This window comes from Streptomyces viridochromogenes (assembly GCF_001270495.1).
In the GTDB taxonomy this organism is placed as follows: domain Bacteria; phylum Actinomycetota; class Actinomycetes; order Streptomycetales; family Streptomycetaceae; genus Streptomyces; species Streptomyces viridochromogenes_A.
The window spans coordinates 198,191-212,311 of record NZ_LGUR01000207.1 but is presented as its reverse complement, the minus strand read 5'-3'; the positions used below and the strand labels follow the sequence as shown (position 1 = coordinate 212,311).

Annotated in this window: 14 protein-coding genes; 7 read left to right on the top strand and 7 right to left on the bottom strand. The window is 70.9% G+C overall.

Translation table 11 applies throughout. The annotated features are described in order from the left end of the window. Window positions 1-8: 8 nt before the first annotated feature. Window positions 9-1,247 (bottom strand): MurT ligase domain-containing protein, encoded by a 1,239-nt coding sequence (locus tag ADK36_RS26100; protein WP_048580496.1) that lies wholly within the window; start codon window positions 1,245-1,247, stop codon window positions 9-11. A 111-nt stretch (window positions 1,248-1,358) separates the two neighbouring features. Between ADK36_RS26100 and def the strand changes: the two genes are divergently transcribed. After that, window positions 1,359-1,913: a peptide deformylase gene (gene def / locus ADK36_RS26095; RefSeq protein ID WP_048580495.1), complete on the top strand. Its 555-nt coding sequence runs from the start codon at window positions 1,359-1,361 to the stop codon at window positions 1,911-1,913. A gap of 43 nt (window positions 1,914-1,956) precedes the next feature. On the opposite strand, the gene ADK36_RS26090 is transcribed toward def, so the two are convergent. Then, window positions 1,957-2,601: a TetR family transcriptional regulator gene (locus ADK36_RS26090; protein WP_048580494.1), complete on the bottom strand. Its 645-nt coding sequence runs from the start codon at window positions 2,599-2,601 to the stop codon at window positions 1,957-1,959. A 181-nt stretch (window positions 2,602-2,782) separates the two neighbouring features. On the opposite strand from ADK36_RS26090, the gene ADK36_RS26085 reads away from it, so the two are divergent. After that, complete coding sequence (locus ADK36_RS26085) at window positions 2,783-4,012, top strand: acyl-CoA dehydrogenase family protein (protein ID WP_048580493.1); 1,230 nt, start codon at window positions 2,783-2,785, stop codon at window positions 4,010-4,012. A 111-nt stretch (window positions 4,013-4,123) separates the two neighbouring features. On the opposite strand, the gene ADK36_RS26080 is transcribed toward ADK36_RS26085, so the two are convergent. The 5 genes from ADK36_RS26080 to ADK36_RS26060 all read right to left on the bottom strand — a co-directional run bounded on the left by ADK36_RS26080 (window position 4,124) and on the right by ADK36_RS26060 (window position 9,019). After that, entirely contained in the window at window positions 4,124-4,360 is a 237-nt protein-coding gene (locus ADK36_RS26080) for a DUF6213 family protein (RefSeq protein ID WP_048580541.1), read from the bottom strand. A 25-nt stretch (window positions 4,361-4,385) separates the two neighbouring features. Beyond that, entirely contained in the window at window positions 4,386-5,780 is a 1,395-nt protein-coding gene (locus ADK36_RS26075; RefSeq protein ID WP_053199282.1) for an NADP-dependent succinic semialdehyde dehydrogenase, read from the bottom strand. Between the two features lie 76 nt (window positions 5,781-5,856). Continuing rightward, window positions 5,857-6,330, bottom strand: a complete 474-nt coding sequence (locus tag ADK36_RS26070) for an NUDIX domain-containing protein (RefSeq protein WP_048580491.1) — start codon at window positions 6,328-6,330, stop codon at window positions 5,857-5,859. 16 nt (window positions 6,331-6,346) lie between these two features. After that, the gene (locus ADK36_RS26065) at window positions 6,347-7,885 is read right to left on the bottom strand and encodes an ATP-dependent DNA ligase (RefSeq protein WP_053199281.1); all 1,539 of its coding nucleotides are present in this window, start codon (window positions 7,883-7,885) and stop codon (window positions 6,347-6,349) included. A 183-nt stretch (window positions 7,886-8,068) separates the two neighbouring features. Beyond that, a complete protein-coding gene (locus ADK36_RS26060; protein WP_053199303.1) occupies window positions 8,069-9,019 on the bottom strand; it encodes an NAD(P)/FAD-dependent oxidoreductase in 951 nt (316 codons plus the stop codon). A 78-nt stretch (window positions 9,020-9,097) separates the two neighbouring features. On the opposite strand from ADK36_RS26060, the gene ADK36_RS26055 reads away from it, so the two are divergent. From ADK36_RS26055 to ADK36_RS26035, 5 genes are all read left to right on the top strand, one after another. Next, window positions 9,098-9,703 carry a helix-turn-helix domain-containing protein gene (locus tag ADK36_RS26055; protein WP_048580489.1) on the top strand — a complete coding sequence of 202 codons (606 nt, stop codon included), beginning with the start codon at window positions 9,098-9,100 and terminating at the stop codon, window positions 9,701-9,703. A gap of 100 nt (window positions 9,704-9,803) precedes the next feature. Beyond that, entirely contained in the window at window positions 9,804-10,781 is a 978-nt protein-coding gene (locus ADK36_RS26050; protein ID WP_048580488.1) for an NADPH:quinone oxidoreductase family protein, read from the top strand. Next, complete coding sequence (locus tag ADK36_RS26045; protein ID WP_053199280.1) at window positions 10,778-11,959, top strand: acyl-CoA dehydrogenase family protein; 1,182 nt, start codon at window positions 10,778-10,780, stop codon at window positions 11,957-11,959. The genes ADK36_RS26050 and ADK36_RS26045 overlap by 4 nt, the downstream gene beginning before the upstream one ends. Further along, window positions 11,956-13,041: an acyl-CoA dehydrogenase family protein gene (locus ADK36_RS26040; RefSeq protein ID WP_048580486.1), complete on the top strand. Its 1,086-nt coding sequence runs from the start codon at window positions 11,956-11,958 to the stop codon at window positions 13,039-13,041. The genes ADK36_RS26045 and ADK36_RS26040 overlap by 4 nt, the downstream gene beginning before the upstream one ends. 185 nt (window positions 13,042-13,226) lie before the next feature. Beyond that, entirely contained in the window at window positions 13,227-14,090 is an 864-nt protein-coding gene (locus tag ADK36_RS26035) for a phosphatidylinositol-specific phospholipase C/glycerophosphodiester phosphodiesterase family protein (protein WP_053199277.1), read from the top strand. Window positions 14,091-14,121: the final 31 nt, after the last annotated feature.

Here is a 14,121-nt window from a genome sequence, read left to right as displayed (position 1 = left end):
TCTCGTGCTCAGTTGCCGACGCGGCGGCGCAGGTCCTGGAACGCGGTGTAGTTGGCGATGACCTCGATCCGGCCCGGCGGACTCATCTGCACGGCCTGGTCCAGGTTCTCGCACACCTGGAACTGCTGGTTCGCGACCTCCAGGCGCACCGCGAGGTCCAGCTTGCGGTCGCCGATGACACAGATCGGGTGCCCGGTCAGCCGGGTGTAGTCGACGTCCCACAGCCAGGACGTGTCGGTACCGTCGGCGCCGCGCGCGTTCACGGAGAGGATCACCGGGGTGGGCGGCGGGTCGATGAGGGAGAACGTCTCCAGCCAGCCGGCCGGGTTCTTGGCGAGCAGCAGCCGCAGATCCCGCTCCTGGAACTGGACGACGTCATAGCGCCCGGCGACGGCCTGCACCTGGTACATCCGCTCCAGGGCGACCTGCGGCGGCACCCCGAACACGGCGGCCACGGCGGCCGACGACGCCGCGTTGGCCTTGTTGGCGCGCCCGGGCAGCTGGAGATGAATGGGCCAGGCCGACCCGTGCGGGTCGAGGACATGGTCACCGGAGAGCGCCCAGCTCGGCGTGGGCCGCCGGAAGCCGCACTCGCCACAGAACCAGTCGTCTCCCGGCCGCTGCATCACGCCACCGCAGGACGGGCAGGACCAGGCGTCGTCCTTCCACATCTGGCCGGCGGCGACCCAGATCACGTTCGGGGACGACGAGGCCGCCCACACGACCAGCGGGTCGTCGGCGTTGGCGACGATCACGGCCTTCGAACCCGCGAGTCCCTCACGCCAGTTCTCGGCGAGCATCCGGGTCTCGGCGGCACGGTCCAGCTGGTCACGGGAGAGGTTGAGCAGCGCGATGCATTTGGGGTCGGTGTCCCGGGCGACTCCGGCGAGGTACTTCTCGTCGACCTCGATGACGCCGTAGCGGGCTTCCGAGCTGCCCGCGAGCGCCGAGGTGATACCGGCCGGCATGTTGGCGCCGAGCGCGTTGGACACGACGGGCCCGGCGGCCCGCAGTGCCTCGGCGATGAGCCGGGTGGTGGTGGTCTTCCCGTTGGTCGCCGAGACCAGGACCACATCCAGGTTCTGTGCGAGTCGCGCGAGGAGGTCGGGGTCGAGCTTGAGCGCCACCCGGCCGCCGATCACCGAACCGCTGCCGCGCCCCGCAGCGCGCGATGCCGCCGCGACCGCCTTGCCCGCGGTCACGGCGAGCTTGGCCCGCGGCGAGAGCGGGTCCGAGTTGCCTGCCATCAGTTCTCGATCCTCCTTGCGTACGCGCCGCGCCTCTGCCTGCCGGCAACGTGGTGGTGGTCAGCCTATCGAGATCCATTCGCACTCCCGAATCGCCGTACCCTTGCGGCCATGCGAAACGCCTCCATTCCGGGCGCGCACGGGCGCGTCCGTCCCCTCACCCTGCTCGGCGACCGGGTGCTGCGCGCACCCTGCGAGGAGGTCACCGACTTCGGCCCCGAACTGGCGACACTGGTGGAGGACTTGTTCGCGACGATGTACGCCGCGCAGGGCGTGGGCCTCGCGGCGAACCAGGTGGGGGAGTCGCTGCGGGTGTTCGTATACGACTGCCCGGACGACGAGGACGTACGACACCTGGGGCACGTGGTGAACCCGCGACTGGTGGAGGCCGACGGTGTGGTGCTCCGCGGACCGGAGGGTTGCCTGTCCCTGCCGGGCCTGGAGGCGGGGACGGAACGGTTCGACCATGCGGTGGTCGAGGGGTTCACGATGACCGGGGAACCGGTGACGGTCCATGGCACGGGGTTCTTCGCGAGGTGCCTCCAGCACGAGTGCGACCACTTGGAGGGGAGGGTCTACGCGGACCGAGTGAGCGGCTGGCGTCACCGCCGTCTCATGCGCCAGGTGGCCCGAGCCTCCTGGCGCAGGCCGGCACTGCCTGCCTAGGGGCGCGACCAGCCCCCACGAACCCGCAGCCGAATTGCGACGGTCAGAACCCCGGACCGCCCATCTTGTCCCCCGCGGCCGCAAGCCGCCCCCACAACAGGTCGGCCAGGCTACGCACCAACTCCGCCCGCGAACAGGGCCGTTCCCCCAGCCACCAGTCACCCGCGGCATGCATCATCCCGACTATCCCGTGCCCCCACACCCGAGCCAGCTGCTGACCACCGGGCCCGAGATCCAACCGCTCCTCGATCACCGTGGCCAGTTCCTCGCCCATCCTGCGGAGCAGCGGCACGGAATGCTTGCCGACGTCGAACCCCTGGTCCGCCGTCTGGCCGCCCTCCGCCGGATGCATCAGGAACCGGTACACCTGGGGCCGTGCCTCGATGGCGGCGAGATACGTGTCCAACGTGGCCTCGACCCGCTCACGCCGGTCCGCCGGGGCGTCCAACGCGGCCCGCAGTGAGTTCAGCAACGCGTCCGTGTGCCTCTTGGCCAACGCCGCGTAAAGTCCGCTCTTGTCGCCGAAGTGCCGGTACAGAATCGGCTTCGTAATACCCGCCTCCGCCGCGATCGCGTTCATCGAGGCCTGTGGGCCGTCGCGGAGCACCACCCTGTCGGCGGCCTCCAGCAGTTCGCGCCGGCGGCGGTCGGCGGACCGCTGCTGCTCGGTCCGCTGCGTGGTGTCCATGAGCTCTCCCCACCCGTGGTGAATCGATGACGCCTGCGCAAACTAACACTCAACCTGCCGCAACCATCGAACGGGCTGCCGACCCGGCATCGCGAGTTGACTTTACCTACCCGCGAGTAACAAACTAGGGTTACCGCTAGTAACAAGCATGCAGGCATGCACGAACGCCGCTGGAGGGGACATGGCCGAGTTCACCATGGAGCTCAACGACGAACAGAAGGAGGTCCGGGACTGGCTGCACGGTTTCGCCGCCGACGTGATCCGCCCCGCGGCCGCCGAATGGGACGAGCGTGAGGAGACTCCCTGGCCGGTCATCCAGGAGGCCGCGAAGGTCGGTATCTACTCGCTCGACTTCTACGCCCAGCAGTACTTCGACCAGACCGGCCTCGGCATCCCGATGGCGATGGAGGAACTGTTCTGGGGAGACGCGGGCATCGCCCTGTCGATCGTCGGCACGGGCCTCGCCGCGGTCGGCGTCCTGGCCAACGGCACCGAGGAGCAGATCGGCACCTGGGTGCCTCAGATGTACGGCGACGCCAATGATGTCAAGCTCGCCGCGTTCTGCTCCTCCGAGCCCGACGCCGGGTCCGACGTGGCCTCGATGCGTACGCGTGCCGTGTACGACGAGGCCAAGGACGAGTGGGTCATCAACGGCACGAAGACCTGGGCGACCAACGGCGGTATCGCCAACGTCCACGTGGTCGTCGCGGTCGTCGACCCGGAGCTGGGCTCCAGGGGCCACGCGTCCTTCATCGTCCCGCCGAACACGCCGGGCCTGGCCCAGGGCCAGAAGTTCAAGAAGCACGGCATCCGTGCCTCGCACACCGCCGAGGTCATCCTCGACAACGTGCGGGTGCCCGGCTCCTGCCTGCTGGGAGGCAAGGAGAAGCTGGACGAGAGGCTGGCGCGGGCTCGCGAGCGGGCCAAGGCCGCGAGCGGCGAGCGTGTGAAGAACGCGGCGATGGCCACGTTCGAGGCTTCGCGGCCGGCCGTCGGTGCGATGGCCGTCGGTACGGCCCGCGCCGCGTACGAGGTCGCCCTCGACTACGCGATGACGCGTGAGCAGTTCGGGCGGCCGATCATCGACAACCAGGGTGTGGCCTTCCAGCTGGCGGAGATGCGCACGCAGATCGACGCGGCGCGGCTGCTGGTGTGGCGTGCTTCCTGGATGGCGGTCAACGGGAAGCCGTTCACGGCGGCCGAGGGGTCGATGTCGAAGCTGTTCGCGAGTGAGACGGCCAAGAAGGTCACGGCTCAGGCGATACAGATACTCGGCGGCAACGGCTACACGCGGGAGTACCCCGTGGAGCGGATGCACCGGGACAGCGCGATCTACACGATCTTCGAGGGGACGAGTGAGATTCAGCGGCTGGTGATCGCGCGTACGTTGTCGGGGATGCCGATCCGGTAGCGCCCCGGGGGTCTCTGCGCGATGCGGTCCGCGGGTTCGTTCGGGCTGGTCGCGCAGTTCCCCGCGCCCCTCCAGGGCGTTGCCACCGCACTCGGCAACGCCCCGCACTCCCTACGGCGCGCCCCCGCTGCTGTGCGCGATGCACGCCACGTCGATCCGATCCGCTAGCTTCGCCAGCTCGATGGTCAACGCCGCAACCGTGTCCTCGTCGAGCCCGTCCTCCCCGGCCTCGACAAGGTGCAGCCACCGTCCACCCACGGTCCGCAGCAGCTTGCTCACATCAGCGGCAGCCACCTGCAGGGTCCCGCGGTCGTCGACGATCAGCGGCAGAGTCACTTCGCGGTTCACACCCGGGATCGTATCCGCGCGGCGCTCACGCACCCTGCCAAACCGTAGTGATGTTGCAGAACTCGCGGATTCCGTGCCCGGACAGCTCACGCCCGTATCCGGACCGCTTCACTCCGCCAAACGGGAACGCCGGATGGGAGGCCGTCATCCCGTTGACGTACACGCTTCCGGCCTCCAGATCCCGTACGAACCGGTCGACCTCGGCCTCGTTCCGCGTCCACACGTTCGAACTCAGCCCGAAGGGCGAGTCGTTCGCGATGAGCACCGCCTCGTCCAGGTCGCCCGCCCGGTACAGCGTGGCGACCGGCCCGAAGGCCTCCTCGCGGTGGATCCGCATCTCGCGGGTGATGTCGGCGAGCACGGTGGGCGGGTAGTACCAGCCGGGCAGTTCGGGCCGGCGCAGCCGGTAACCGCCGCACAGGACGGTCGCGCCGGCCCGCTTGGCGTCGTCGACCAGTTCCTCCAGGTCCGTCCGCCCCTGTTCGCTCGACAGCGGGCCGACGTCCGTCTCCTCCTGCATCGGGTCACCGACCGTCAGCGCCTTCATTCCCTCGACGAACCGTTCGGCGAAGGCGTCGTAGACGTCGGTGTGCACGATGAACCGCTTGGCGGCGATGCACGACTGCCCGTTGTTCTGCACGCGCGCGGTCACCGCCACCTTCGCGGCCCGGTCGAGGTCTGCGGACGGCATGACGACATACGGGTCGCTGCCGCCCAACTCCAGCACCGTCCTCTTGATCATCTCCCCGCAGGTGGCGGCGACCGCGCGGCCCGCGGGCTCGCTGCCCGTCAGTGTGGCCGCCTTGACTCGGTCGTCGCGCAGGATCTCGTCGACCTGTCCGGAGCCGATGAGCAGGGTCTGGAAGCAGCCCTCGGGGTAGCCCGCGCGGTGGAACAGGTCCTCCAGGTAGAGGGCGGTCTGGGGGACGTTCGAGGCGTGTTTCAGCAGGCCGACGTTGCCGGCCATCAGGGCCGGGGCCGCGAAGCGGATCACCTGCCAGAGCGGGAAGTTCCAGGGCATCACCGCGAGGACCGGCCCGAGGGGGCGGTAGCGCACCCGCACGCGCGAGGCGCCCGAGTCCTTGACGTCGGAGTCGGCGGGCTCCTCGTCGGCGAGCAGTTCCTCGGCGCGTTCGGCGTACCACCGCATCGCCTTGGCGCACTTGGCGGCCTCCGCGCGGGCCTGCGTGATCGGCTTGCCCATCTCGGTGGTCATCACCCGGGCGATGTCCTGCTGGTCCTCTTCCAGGAGATTCGCGGCCTGGAGCAGCAGGCGACCGCGGTCGACGAAGCTGGTCGTCCGGTACGTGCGGAACGTGGCCTCGGCGAGCTGGAGCCTGCGCTCGATCTCCTCGGTACCCATGGCCTCGTACGTCTTGAGCGTCTCGCCGTTCGCCGGGTTCACCGTTGCGATGGGCATGACCGACCTCCTGGAAGCGGGCTGATGCTTCGACCTTCGCGCGCGGCGGTGGCTACCGCAACGCGTGTACGGCCGCTCAGGCCGAGTGCTCCGCCAGCCGGTCGAGAAACGCCGCCTGGGCCTTGACGATGACCTCGCGCGCGCGGTCGACGCCCAGCCACTCCACCCGGTCCAGCTCCGGGAAATCCTGGGTCCGTCCCGAGCGTGGTGGCCATTCCATCCGGAACGTGCCGGGGACCACGGTCGCCGGATCGAGGTCGGCCTCCACCGCCCACGCCGTGACGATCTTGCCGTTGGTCTGCCTGACCTCGCCGAGCGGTACGGCCTCCCCGTCGGGCGGCGCCAGCCCCAGCTCCTCCTGGAACTCGCGGCGGGCCGCCTCCCAGGCGGGCTCGTCGGGTTCGTACTCGCCCTTCGGGACCGTCCACGCCCCGGCTTCCTTCTTGGCGAAGAACGGGCCGCCCATATGGCCGAGCAACACCTCCAGGCCGTCAGCGGTGTGGCGGAAGAGGAGCAGGCCGGCACTGCGCTTCCCCTGGGACGACGTCACGGCTTCACCTCTGTGGTCATGGCCGCACCTCGGGGTGGGCGGCGAGCAGGGTCTCGACCGTGTCGGCCTCCTCCGGTCGCTTGTCCTCGCGATAGCGGACCACGCGCGCGAAGCGGAGCGTCACGCCGGCCGGGTAGCGGGTGGAGCGCTGGAGGCCGTCGTAGGCGATCTCGACGACGAGTTCGGGGCGTACGGTCACCCCCCAGCCCTTGGTTTCCACGGCCAGTTCCTGGAGCCGCTCGGTCTGCCAGGTCAGCATCGTGTCGGTCATGCCCTTGAACGTCTTGCCGAGCATGGCGAAGCCGCCGTCCGCCGTACGGGCGCCGAGGTGCAGGTTGGAGAGCTTGCCGGTCCTGCGGCCGTGGCCCCATTCGGCGGCCAACACCACCAGGTCGAGGGTGTGGACGGGCTTGACCTTCAGCCAGGAGGCGCCGCGCCGGCCCGCGCTGTAGGGGGCGTCGAGGGCCTTGACGACCACGCCCTCGTGGCCGCGATTGAGGGTCTCGGCGAGGAAGTCCTCGGCCTGGGCGAGATCCTCGGGGCCGGAGACCAGGGTGCGGCGCACCCGCATCGGCTCCGGCACCAGCCGGGCCAGTTCCGCGTGCCGTTCCGTGAATGGCAGGTCGAGCAGGTCGTGGTCGTCGACGGACAGGACGTCGAAGAAGACGGGGGAGACGGGGACCTCCTTCGCCGCCGTCGCCACGTCCACGCGGGAGCCGACGCGGCCGGCGGTCTCCTGGAAGGAGCGGGGGCGCCCGGCGGCGTCGAAGGCGATGACCTCGCCGTCCAGAATGAAGCGCTCGCCCCTCAACTCCCTGGCCGTGGCGGTGAGTTCGGGGAGGCGATCGGTGATGTCGTCCAGGGTGCGGGTGTAGACCCGTACGGTGTCGCCGTCGCGGTGCAACTGGACGCGGATACCGTCCAGCTTCTCCTCGACCGCGCAGGCGGCGAGCTTGTCGACCGCCTCCGCCACCGACGAGGCGCTGTGCGCCAGCATCGGCAGCACCGGACGGCCGACGGTGAGGCGGAAGCGGGCGAGGGCGGCGGGGCCCTCGGCGAGCAGGGCCTCGGCCACCGTCTGGAGCGAGCCGGCGAGCATCACCGCCCGCCGTACGTCCGCGGGCGGCGCCCCGGTCGCCTGGGCCAGACCCTCCACCGCCACCGCGTCCAGGGCGCCCTGCCGCACCTCGCCGGTGATCAGCCCGAAGAGGAAGCGCTGCTCGTTCTCCGTGGCCGCACCCATCAACTCGCCTACCAGACGGGTCCGTTCGGCCTGCGAGCCGGCGCCGGACACCTTGCCCAGTTCGGTGAGCCGGGCGTCCACCTCGGCCACGGTGAGGGTCGCCTCGACGGCCGGGGCGACCGGACGGCTCAACACCTTCCAGCCGATGCCGAGCCGGCCCTGTGGCAGGCGGCCCGCCAGATACGGGATGACGATGGGTACGTCGTCCGCCTCGGCGTCCCGGAAGAGTTCCGCCAGCAGAGCGATCTTCCGGGAGCGGGCCGAGGTCGCGGCGACGTCCTGGGACACTTGGGCCAGCCGGGTCAGCAGCATGCAGCCATGGTGCGACGCGCTCCGCGGGTTTACACCTGGACGAACGGTTATTGCCGCGATGGGTCGTCGTGCGGCTGCGGCGCCGTCGTGGCTCGTCGCGCCCACGCGGCGGAGCCGCATGTCGACACAGCCCCGCGCCCCTTGGGTGCGTCGCCGAACCGCAGCTGACTTCGGCAGGCGTCCTCAGCGAGGGGCCGACGCGTCCAGGTCCGTCATCAGCAGCTCACCATTGATGAAGGCGCCCGCCCGGTATCCGCCCGCCGCGGCATTGATGACCTGCTCGGAGAAGCCCATCGCGTTGCCGGCCGCCCAGACGCCCGGCACGGAGGTGAGCCCCGTCGGGTCGACCACCGGGTATGAGCCGAAGGGCGTCTCCTGGAACTCGGCGCCGAGCTTCTCCAGCAACCCGGTCCGTGGGACCGCGCGGGGTGCGACGAAGAGCACCTCGCGGGCGTGTTCCGTGCCGTCGGCCAGGCGTACGCCCGTCAGCAGGTCGTCCTCGATCACCAGCCCGGCCACCGCACCCGGCACGGTCTTCACGCCCGCCGCCGCGAGCCTGCGCAGGTCGTCGTCCGAGAGGTCCGACTCGGCGACCTTGTGCAGGAAGAAGGTCACGTCCTTCGACCACTGCGACACCATGAGCGCCTGGTGCACGCTCATCGGCGTGGTCGCCAGCACGCCGAAGGCCCGGTCGCGGACCTCCCAGCCATGGCAGTACGGGCAGTGCAGTACATCCCGGCCGAAGCGCTCGGCGACGCCGGGGACGTCCGGCAGCTCGTCCCTGAGGCCGGTGGCGATGACGAGACGCCGGGCGTGCACGTGCCGGCCGCCGGCCAGCGTGACCGCGAAGTCCTCGCCGCGCTCGACGTCCACCACCCGGTCCCGGACCAGCTCCACGCCGTACCGCGCGATCTCCTCGCGTCCGACGGCCAGGAACTCGGCGGGTGGCATGCCGTCCCGGGACAGATAGCCCTGCATATGGGCGGCGGGCGCGTTGCGTGGTTCGCCGGCGTCGACGACCAGGGTGCGGCGCCGGGCGCGGCCCAGGACGAGGGCGGCGGACAGGCCCGCGGCGCCGCCTCCGACGACTACCACCTCGTACGAACCGTGCGAACCGGTGTTGTGCTCGGTCATGGTGACCACCTCCACCGAGACAGTCGCGCGGTCACTACCGTATTGACAAACGTGTTTGCCGAAACTGCAATGGCATCCATGAGTGACGACAGCGGCGACCGCAACGGTGACGACGACATGGACACGGTGCTCGCGGAGGTCGGTCCACGGCTGCGACGGATCCGCAAGGAGCGGGGGGCGACGCTGGCCGGTCTGTCCGAGGCGACCGGTATCTCGGTGAGCACGCTCTCCAGGCTGGAGTCGGGGCTGCGCAAGCCCAGTCTGGAACTGCTGCTGCCGATCGCGCGAGCGCACGAGGTGGCGCTGGACGAACTGGTGGCCGCGCCCGTGGTGCGTGACCCCCGGGTGCGGGCCGAGCCGATCAGGCGGCACGGGCGCACGTACTGGCCGCTGACCCGCCAGCCCGGCGGCCTCCAGGCCTTCAAGGTGCTGGTGCCGCAGGAGAAGGCCGAGCCGGAGCCGCGGACCCATGAGGGGTACGAGTGGCTGTATGTGATGGCGGGGAGGCTGAGGATGGTCCTGGGCGATCACGACATCGTGCTGACCGCGGGGGAGGCCGTCGAGTTCGACACCCGGGTCCCGCACTGGTTCGGGTCGACGGGGGAGGGGCCGGTGGAGTTCCTCAGTCTGTTCGGGCCGCAGGGGGAGCGGATGCATGTGCGGGCGCGACCCAAGCGGTCGTGACGCACCCGACTGTTCCTGGATGACTGTTCCCTGATGGCAAGCGACCGCTTAGTATGCGTACCGACCCCGGTCAGACGAAGCAGTCCCGTGGAGGCACCGCATGCAGGCATGGCAAGTGCACGAGAACGGCGAGCCGAGCGAGGTGATGCGGCTCGACGAGATCGAGACGCCCACGCCCGGTGACGGCCAGGTCCTGCTGAAGGTGCGTGCCGCGAACATCAACTTCCCGGACGCGCTGCTGTGCCGGGGTCACTACCAGGTCAGGCCGCCGCTGCCCTTCACACCGGGCGTGGAGATCTGCGGCGAGACCGAGGACGGTCGCCGCGTCCTCGCCAATCCCGCCCTGCCGTACGGCGGTTTCGCCGAGTACGCCGTCGCGGACGCCGCCGCCGTCCTGCCCGCGCCCGACGCGCTGGACGACGCCGAGGCCGCCGCCCTGCACATCGGATACCAGACGGGCTGGTTCGGTCTGCACCGGCGGGCCGGGCTGGAAGCCGGCGAGACCCTGCTCGTCCACGCTGCCGCAGGAGGGGTCGGCAGCGCGGCCGTGCAGCTCGGGAAGGCCGCCGGCGCCACCGTCATCGGTGTCGTCGGCGGCGCCGAGAAGGCGGCCGTCGCCCGGGAACTGGGCTGTGACGTCGTGATCGACCGGCGTAGCGAGGACGTCATCGCGGCGGTGAAGGAGGCCACCGGCGGCCGGGGCGCCGATGTCATCTACGACCCCGTCGGCGGCGAGGCCTACGCCCAGTCCGCCAAGGTCGTCGCCTTCGAGGGCCGGATCGTCGTCGTGGGCTTCGCCAGCGGGTCGATCCCCAGCCCCGCGCTCAACCACGCGCTGGTGAAGAACTACTCGATCCTCGGCCTGCACTGGGGCCTGTACAACACCAAGAACCCGAAGCTGATCCAGCACTGCCACGAACAGCTCACCGAGCTGGCCGCCCGGGGCGCCATCAAGCCGCTGGTAAGCGAGCGCGTACCGCTGGGCGGGGCCGCTGCCGCCGTACAGCGCGTCGCCGACGGCGTCACCACGGGGCGCGTCGCCGTGATCCCGGGACTCACCGAAGGAGGAGCGGCATGACCGACGCCGCCGAACTGCGCCGCCGTACGGCGGAGTTGCTGGCCGCCCACCCGCCGACCACCACCGACCGACTGGACTTCCTGCGCGCCCGCTTCGACGCGGGCCTGGCGTGGGTCCACTACCCGGAGGGCCTCGGCGGGCTCGGCGCGCCCCGCTCCCTCCAGGCCGTCGTGGACGCCGAGCTGGAGGCCGCGGGCGCCCCCGACAACGATCCCCGGCGCATCGGGATCGGCCTGGGTATGGCCGCCCCGACGGTCCTCCAGTACGGCACCGAGGAGCAGAAGCGGCGCTATCTGCGGCCGCTGTGGACCGGCGAGGAGGTCTGGTGCCAGCTCTTCAGCGAGCCGGGCGCCGGATCCGACCTGGCCGCGCTGGGCACCCGGGCCGTACGGGAGGGCGAGGACTGGGTCGTCAACGGGCAGAAGGTGTGGACGTCCAGCGCCCACGTCGCCCGCTGGGCCATCCTCATCGCCCGCACCGATCCGGACGTGCCCAAGCACGCGGGCATCACCTACTTCATCTGCGACATGACCGACCCGGGCGTCGAGGTCCGGCCGCTGCGGCAGATCACCGGTGAAGCCGAGTTCAACGAGGTCTTCCTCACCGACGTGCGCATCCCGGAATCCCGCCGCCTGGGGGAGATCGGCGACGGCTGGCGGGTCGCGCAGACCACGCTGAACAACGAACGCGTCGCGATCGGCGGCATGCGGCTGCCCCGCGAGGGCGGCATGATCGGCCCGATCTCCAAGACCTGGCGTGAACGCCCCGAACTGCGCACCCACGATCTGCACCAGCGGCTGCTGAAGCTGTGGGTCGAGGCCGAGGTCGCCCGCCTCACCGGCGAGCGGCTGCGCCAGCAGCTCGTCGCCGGCCAGCCCGGCCCCGAGGGCGCCGGCATGAAGCTCGCGTTCGCCCGGCTCAACCAGGAGATCAGCGGCCTGGAGGTCGAACTGCGCGGCGAAGAGGGCCTGTTGTACGACGACTGGACCATGCGCCGCCCGGAGCTCGTGGACTTCACCGGCCGCGACGCCGGCTACCGCTACCTCCGCTCCAAGGGCAACAGCATCGAGGGCGGGACCAGCGAGGTCCTGCTGAACATCGTCGCCGAGCGCGTCCTGGGCCTGCCCACCGAGCCGCGCACCGACAAGGACGTCGCCTGGAAGGACCTCGCCCGATGAGCACACAGCCCCACCTGCTGTACTCGGAGGAGGAGGAAGCGCTGCGGGCCGCCGTACGCGACCTGCTCACCGACCACTGCGACGCGCCCGGTGTCATCGCGCGCATCGAGACGGACACCCCGCACAACGTGGAGGCGTGGAAGGCGCTCGCCGACGGCATGGGCCTGGCGGGGCTCCTGATCCCGGAGGAGAAGGGCGGCCAGGGGGCCACGCACCGCGAAGTCGCCGTCGTGCTGGAGGAGTTGGGGCGCGCGGTCGCTCCGCTGCCGTATCTGACGAGCGCAGTCGTGGCCACCGAGGCGCTGCTCGCCTGCGAGGCCGACGGGGGCCTGCTCGCCGAGCTGGCGGCCGGGCGGAGGATCGGCGCCCTCGCCGTCACGCTGAGCGTCGCTCCCGGCGGCGCCTACAAGGTCGTACGGCATGAAGGCGGCGCCCTGCACGGCGAGTTGACCGGTGTCGCGGACGCGGTCGTCGCCGACGTGCTGCTCGTGCCCGCGGACGACGGCGGGCTGTACGCGGTGGACGCCGACGCGGTGACCGTCACCCCGCAGGTGTCGCTGGACCTCACCCGGCCCGTGGCGACGGTCACCCTGGACGGTGCGCCAGGCCGGCTGCTGGGCGACGCCGAACCCGCCGTACGCCGCGCCCTGCGCGCCGGAGCCGGACTGCTCGCCTCCGAGCAACTCGGGCTCGCCGACTGGACGTTGACCGAGACGGTCCGCTATCTGAAGGACCGCAAGCAGTTCAACCGCCCCGTCGGCGGCTTCCAGGCCCTCAAGCACCGGCTCGCCCAGCTGTGGCTGGAGGTCGTCAACCTGCGCGCGGCCGCCCGCAACGCCGCCGCCGCGCTGGCGACCGGCGAGGACGCCGATGTGGCGGTCGCCGTCGCCCAGGCCTACGCGGCGTCCGTCGCCGTGCACGCAGCCGAGGAGGCCGTGCAGTTGCACGCCGGTATCGGGATGACCTGGGAGCACCCGGCCCATCTGTACCTGAAGCGGGCCAAGGCCGACTCGATCGCCTACGGCACGGCGGGCGCCCACCGCGCGGCGCTGGCCGAACTCGTCGACCTCCAGGCGCCCTGACGTACACCTGAGCGAAGCGCGCGGAAAGCCCGCCCCACCTGGGGCGGGCTTTCCGGTGTGCACGTCTGGGGCGAAGTGAACACCCGGCGGCAGTCCGGCCAACTCGGCGCACAGCTCTGCTGTTTGGGCCCTTCGGAATCGCATACTCGCAGCGGTTCCATCCGGCCCTACCTGGGAGGCAGAGCATGGCCCTCACCACCCGTCGCGGAGCCCTCACCACCCTCGGCGCCGCCCTCGCGGGCGCGGTCGCCCTGCCCGCCACCTCAGCGGAGGCGGGCGAACGGAAGCACGGCCCACGCCCGTTGTGGCGGGCACACGCCCACAACGACTACGAGCATCCGCGTCCCCTCCTCGACGCCCTCGACCACCGCTTCGGCAGCCTGGAAGCCGACATATACCTGGTCGGCGACCAGCTCCTCGTGGCCCACGACCCCGAGGACCTCGACCCCACCCGCACGCTGGAGTCCCTCTACCTCGACCCGCTGGCCGCCCGCGTCAGGGCCAACCACGGCTCCGTCCACCGGGGACACCGCAAGCCGGTCCAGCTGCTCGTCGACATCAAGACCGAGGGCGCCGCTACGTACCTCGAACTCGACCGGCATCTGAAGCGGTACAAGCACCTGTTCACGACGTACGCCCACGGCCGGGTGTTCCCCGGCGCGGTCACCGCCGTCATCTCCGGCGACCGTGCGGCCCGTACGCCGATGGAGGCCCAGACCGTCCGCCGGGCCTTCTACGACGGCCGCCTCGCCGACCTCGGCAGCTCCGCGCCCGCCTCCTTCGTCCCGCTGATCAGCGACAACTGGACGCTCAACTTCACCTGGCTCGGCGTGGGCGCCTTCCCGGACGCGGAGCGGAGCAAGCTGCGCGGCATCGTCCGGGCATCGCACTCCCGAGGCCAGAAGGTGCGCTTCTGGGCCACCCCGGACGTGGCCGGACCCGCCCGCGACGCGCTCTGGGGCGAACTGCTGGCCGCCGACGTCGACTTCCTCAACACCGACGACCTCGCCGGACTGGAGGCCTTCCTCGACGGCCGCCGGACGGCCTAGGGCCGGTCGGCAGGACACCACACGTTCGGAG

Coding starts and splice junctions, on each gene's coding strand:
- ADK36_RS26100 (WP_048580496.1), bottom strand. CDS start 1,247: ATGGCAGGCAACTCGGACCCGCTCTCGCCGCGGGCCAAGCTCGCCGTG.
- def (WP_048580495.1), top strand. CDS start 1,359: ATGCGAAACGCCTCCATTCCGGGCGCGCACGGGCGCGTCCGTCCCCTC.
- ADK36_RS26090 (WP_048580494.1), bottom strand. CDS start 2,601: ATGGACACCACGCAGCGGACCGAGCAGCAGCGGTCCGCCGACCGCCGC.
- ADK36_RS26085 (WP_048580493.1), top strand. CDS start 2,783: ATGGCCGAGTTCACCATGGAGCTCAACGACGAACAGAAGGAGGTCCGG.
- ADK36_RS26075 (WP_053199282.1), bottom strand. CDS start 5,780: ATGCCCATCGCAACGGTGAACCCGGCGAACGGCGAGACGCTCAAGACG.
- ADK36_RS26065 (WP_053199281.1), bottom strand. CDS start 7,885: ATGCTGCTGACCCGGCTGGCCCAAGTGTCCCAGGACGTCGCCGCGACC.
- ADK36_RS26060 (WP_053199303.1), bottom strand. CDS start 9,019: ATGACCGAGCACAACACCGGTTCGCACGGTTCGTACGAGGTGGTAGTC.
- ADK36_RS26055 (WP_048580489.1), top strand. CDS start 9,098: ATGAGTGACGACAGCGGCGACCGCAACGGTGACGACGACATGGACACG.
- ADK36_RS26050 (WP_048580488.1), top strand. CDS start 9,804: ATGCAGGCATGGCAAGTGCACGAGAACGGCGAGCCGAGCGAGGTGATG.
- ADK36_RS26045 (WP_053199280.1), top strand. CDS start 10,778: ATGACCGACGCCGCCGAACTGCGCCGCCGTACGGCGGAGTTGCTGGCC.
- ADK36_RS26040 (WP_048580486.1), top strand. CDS start 11,956: ATGAGCACACAGCCCCACCTGCTGTACTCGGAGGAGGAGGAAGCGCTG.
- ADK36_RS26035 (WP_053199277.1), top strand. CDS start 13,227: ATGGCCCTCACCACCCGTCGCGGAGCCCTCACCACCCTCGGCGCCGCC.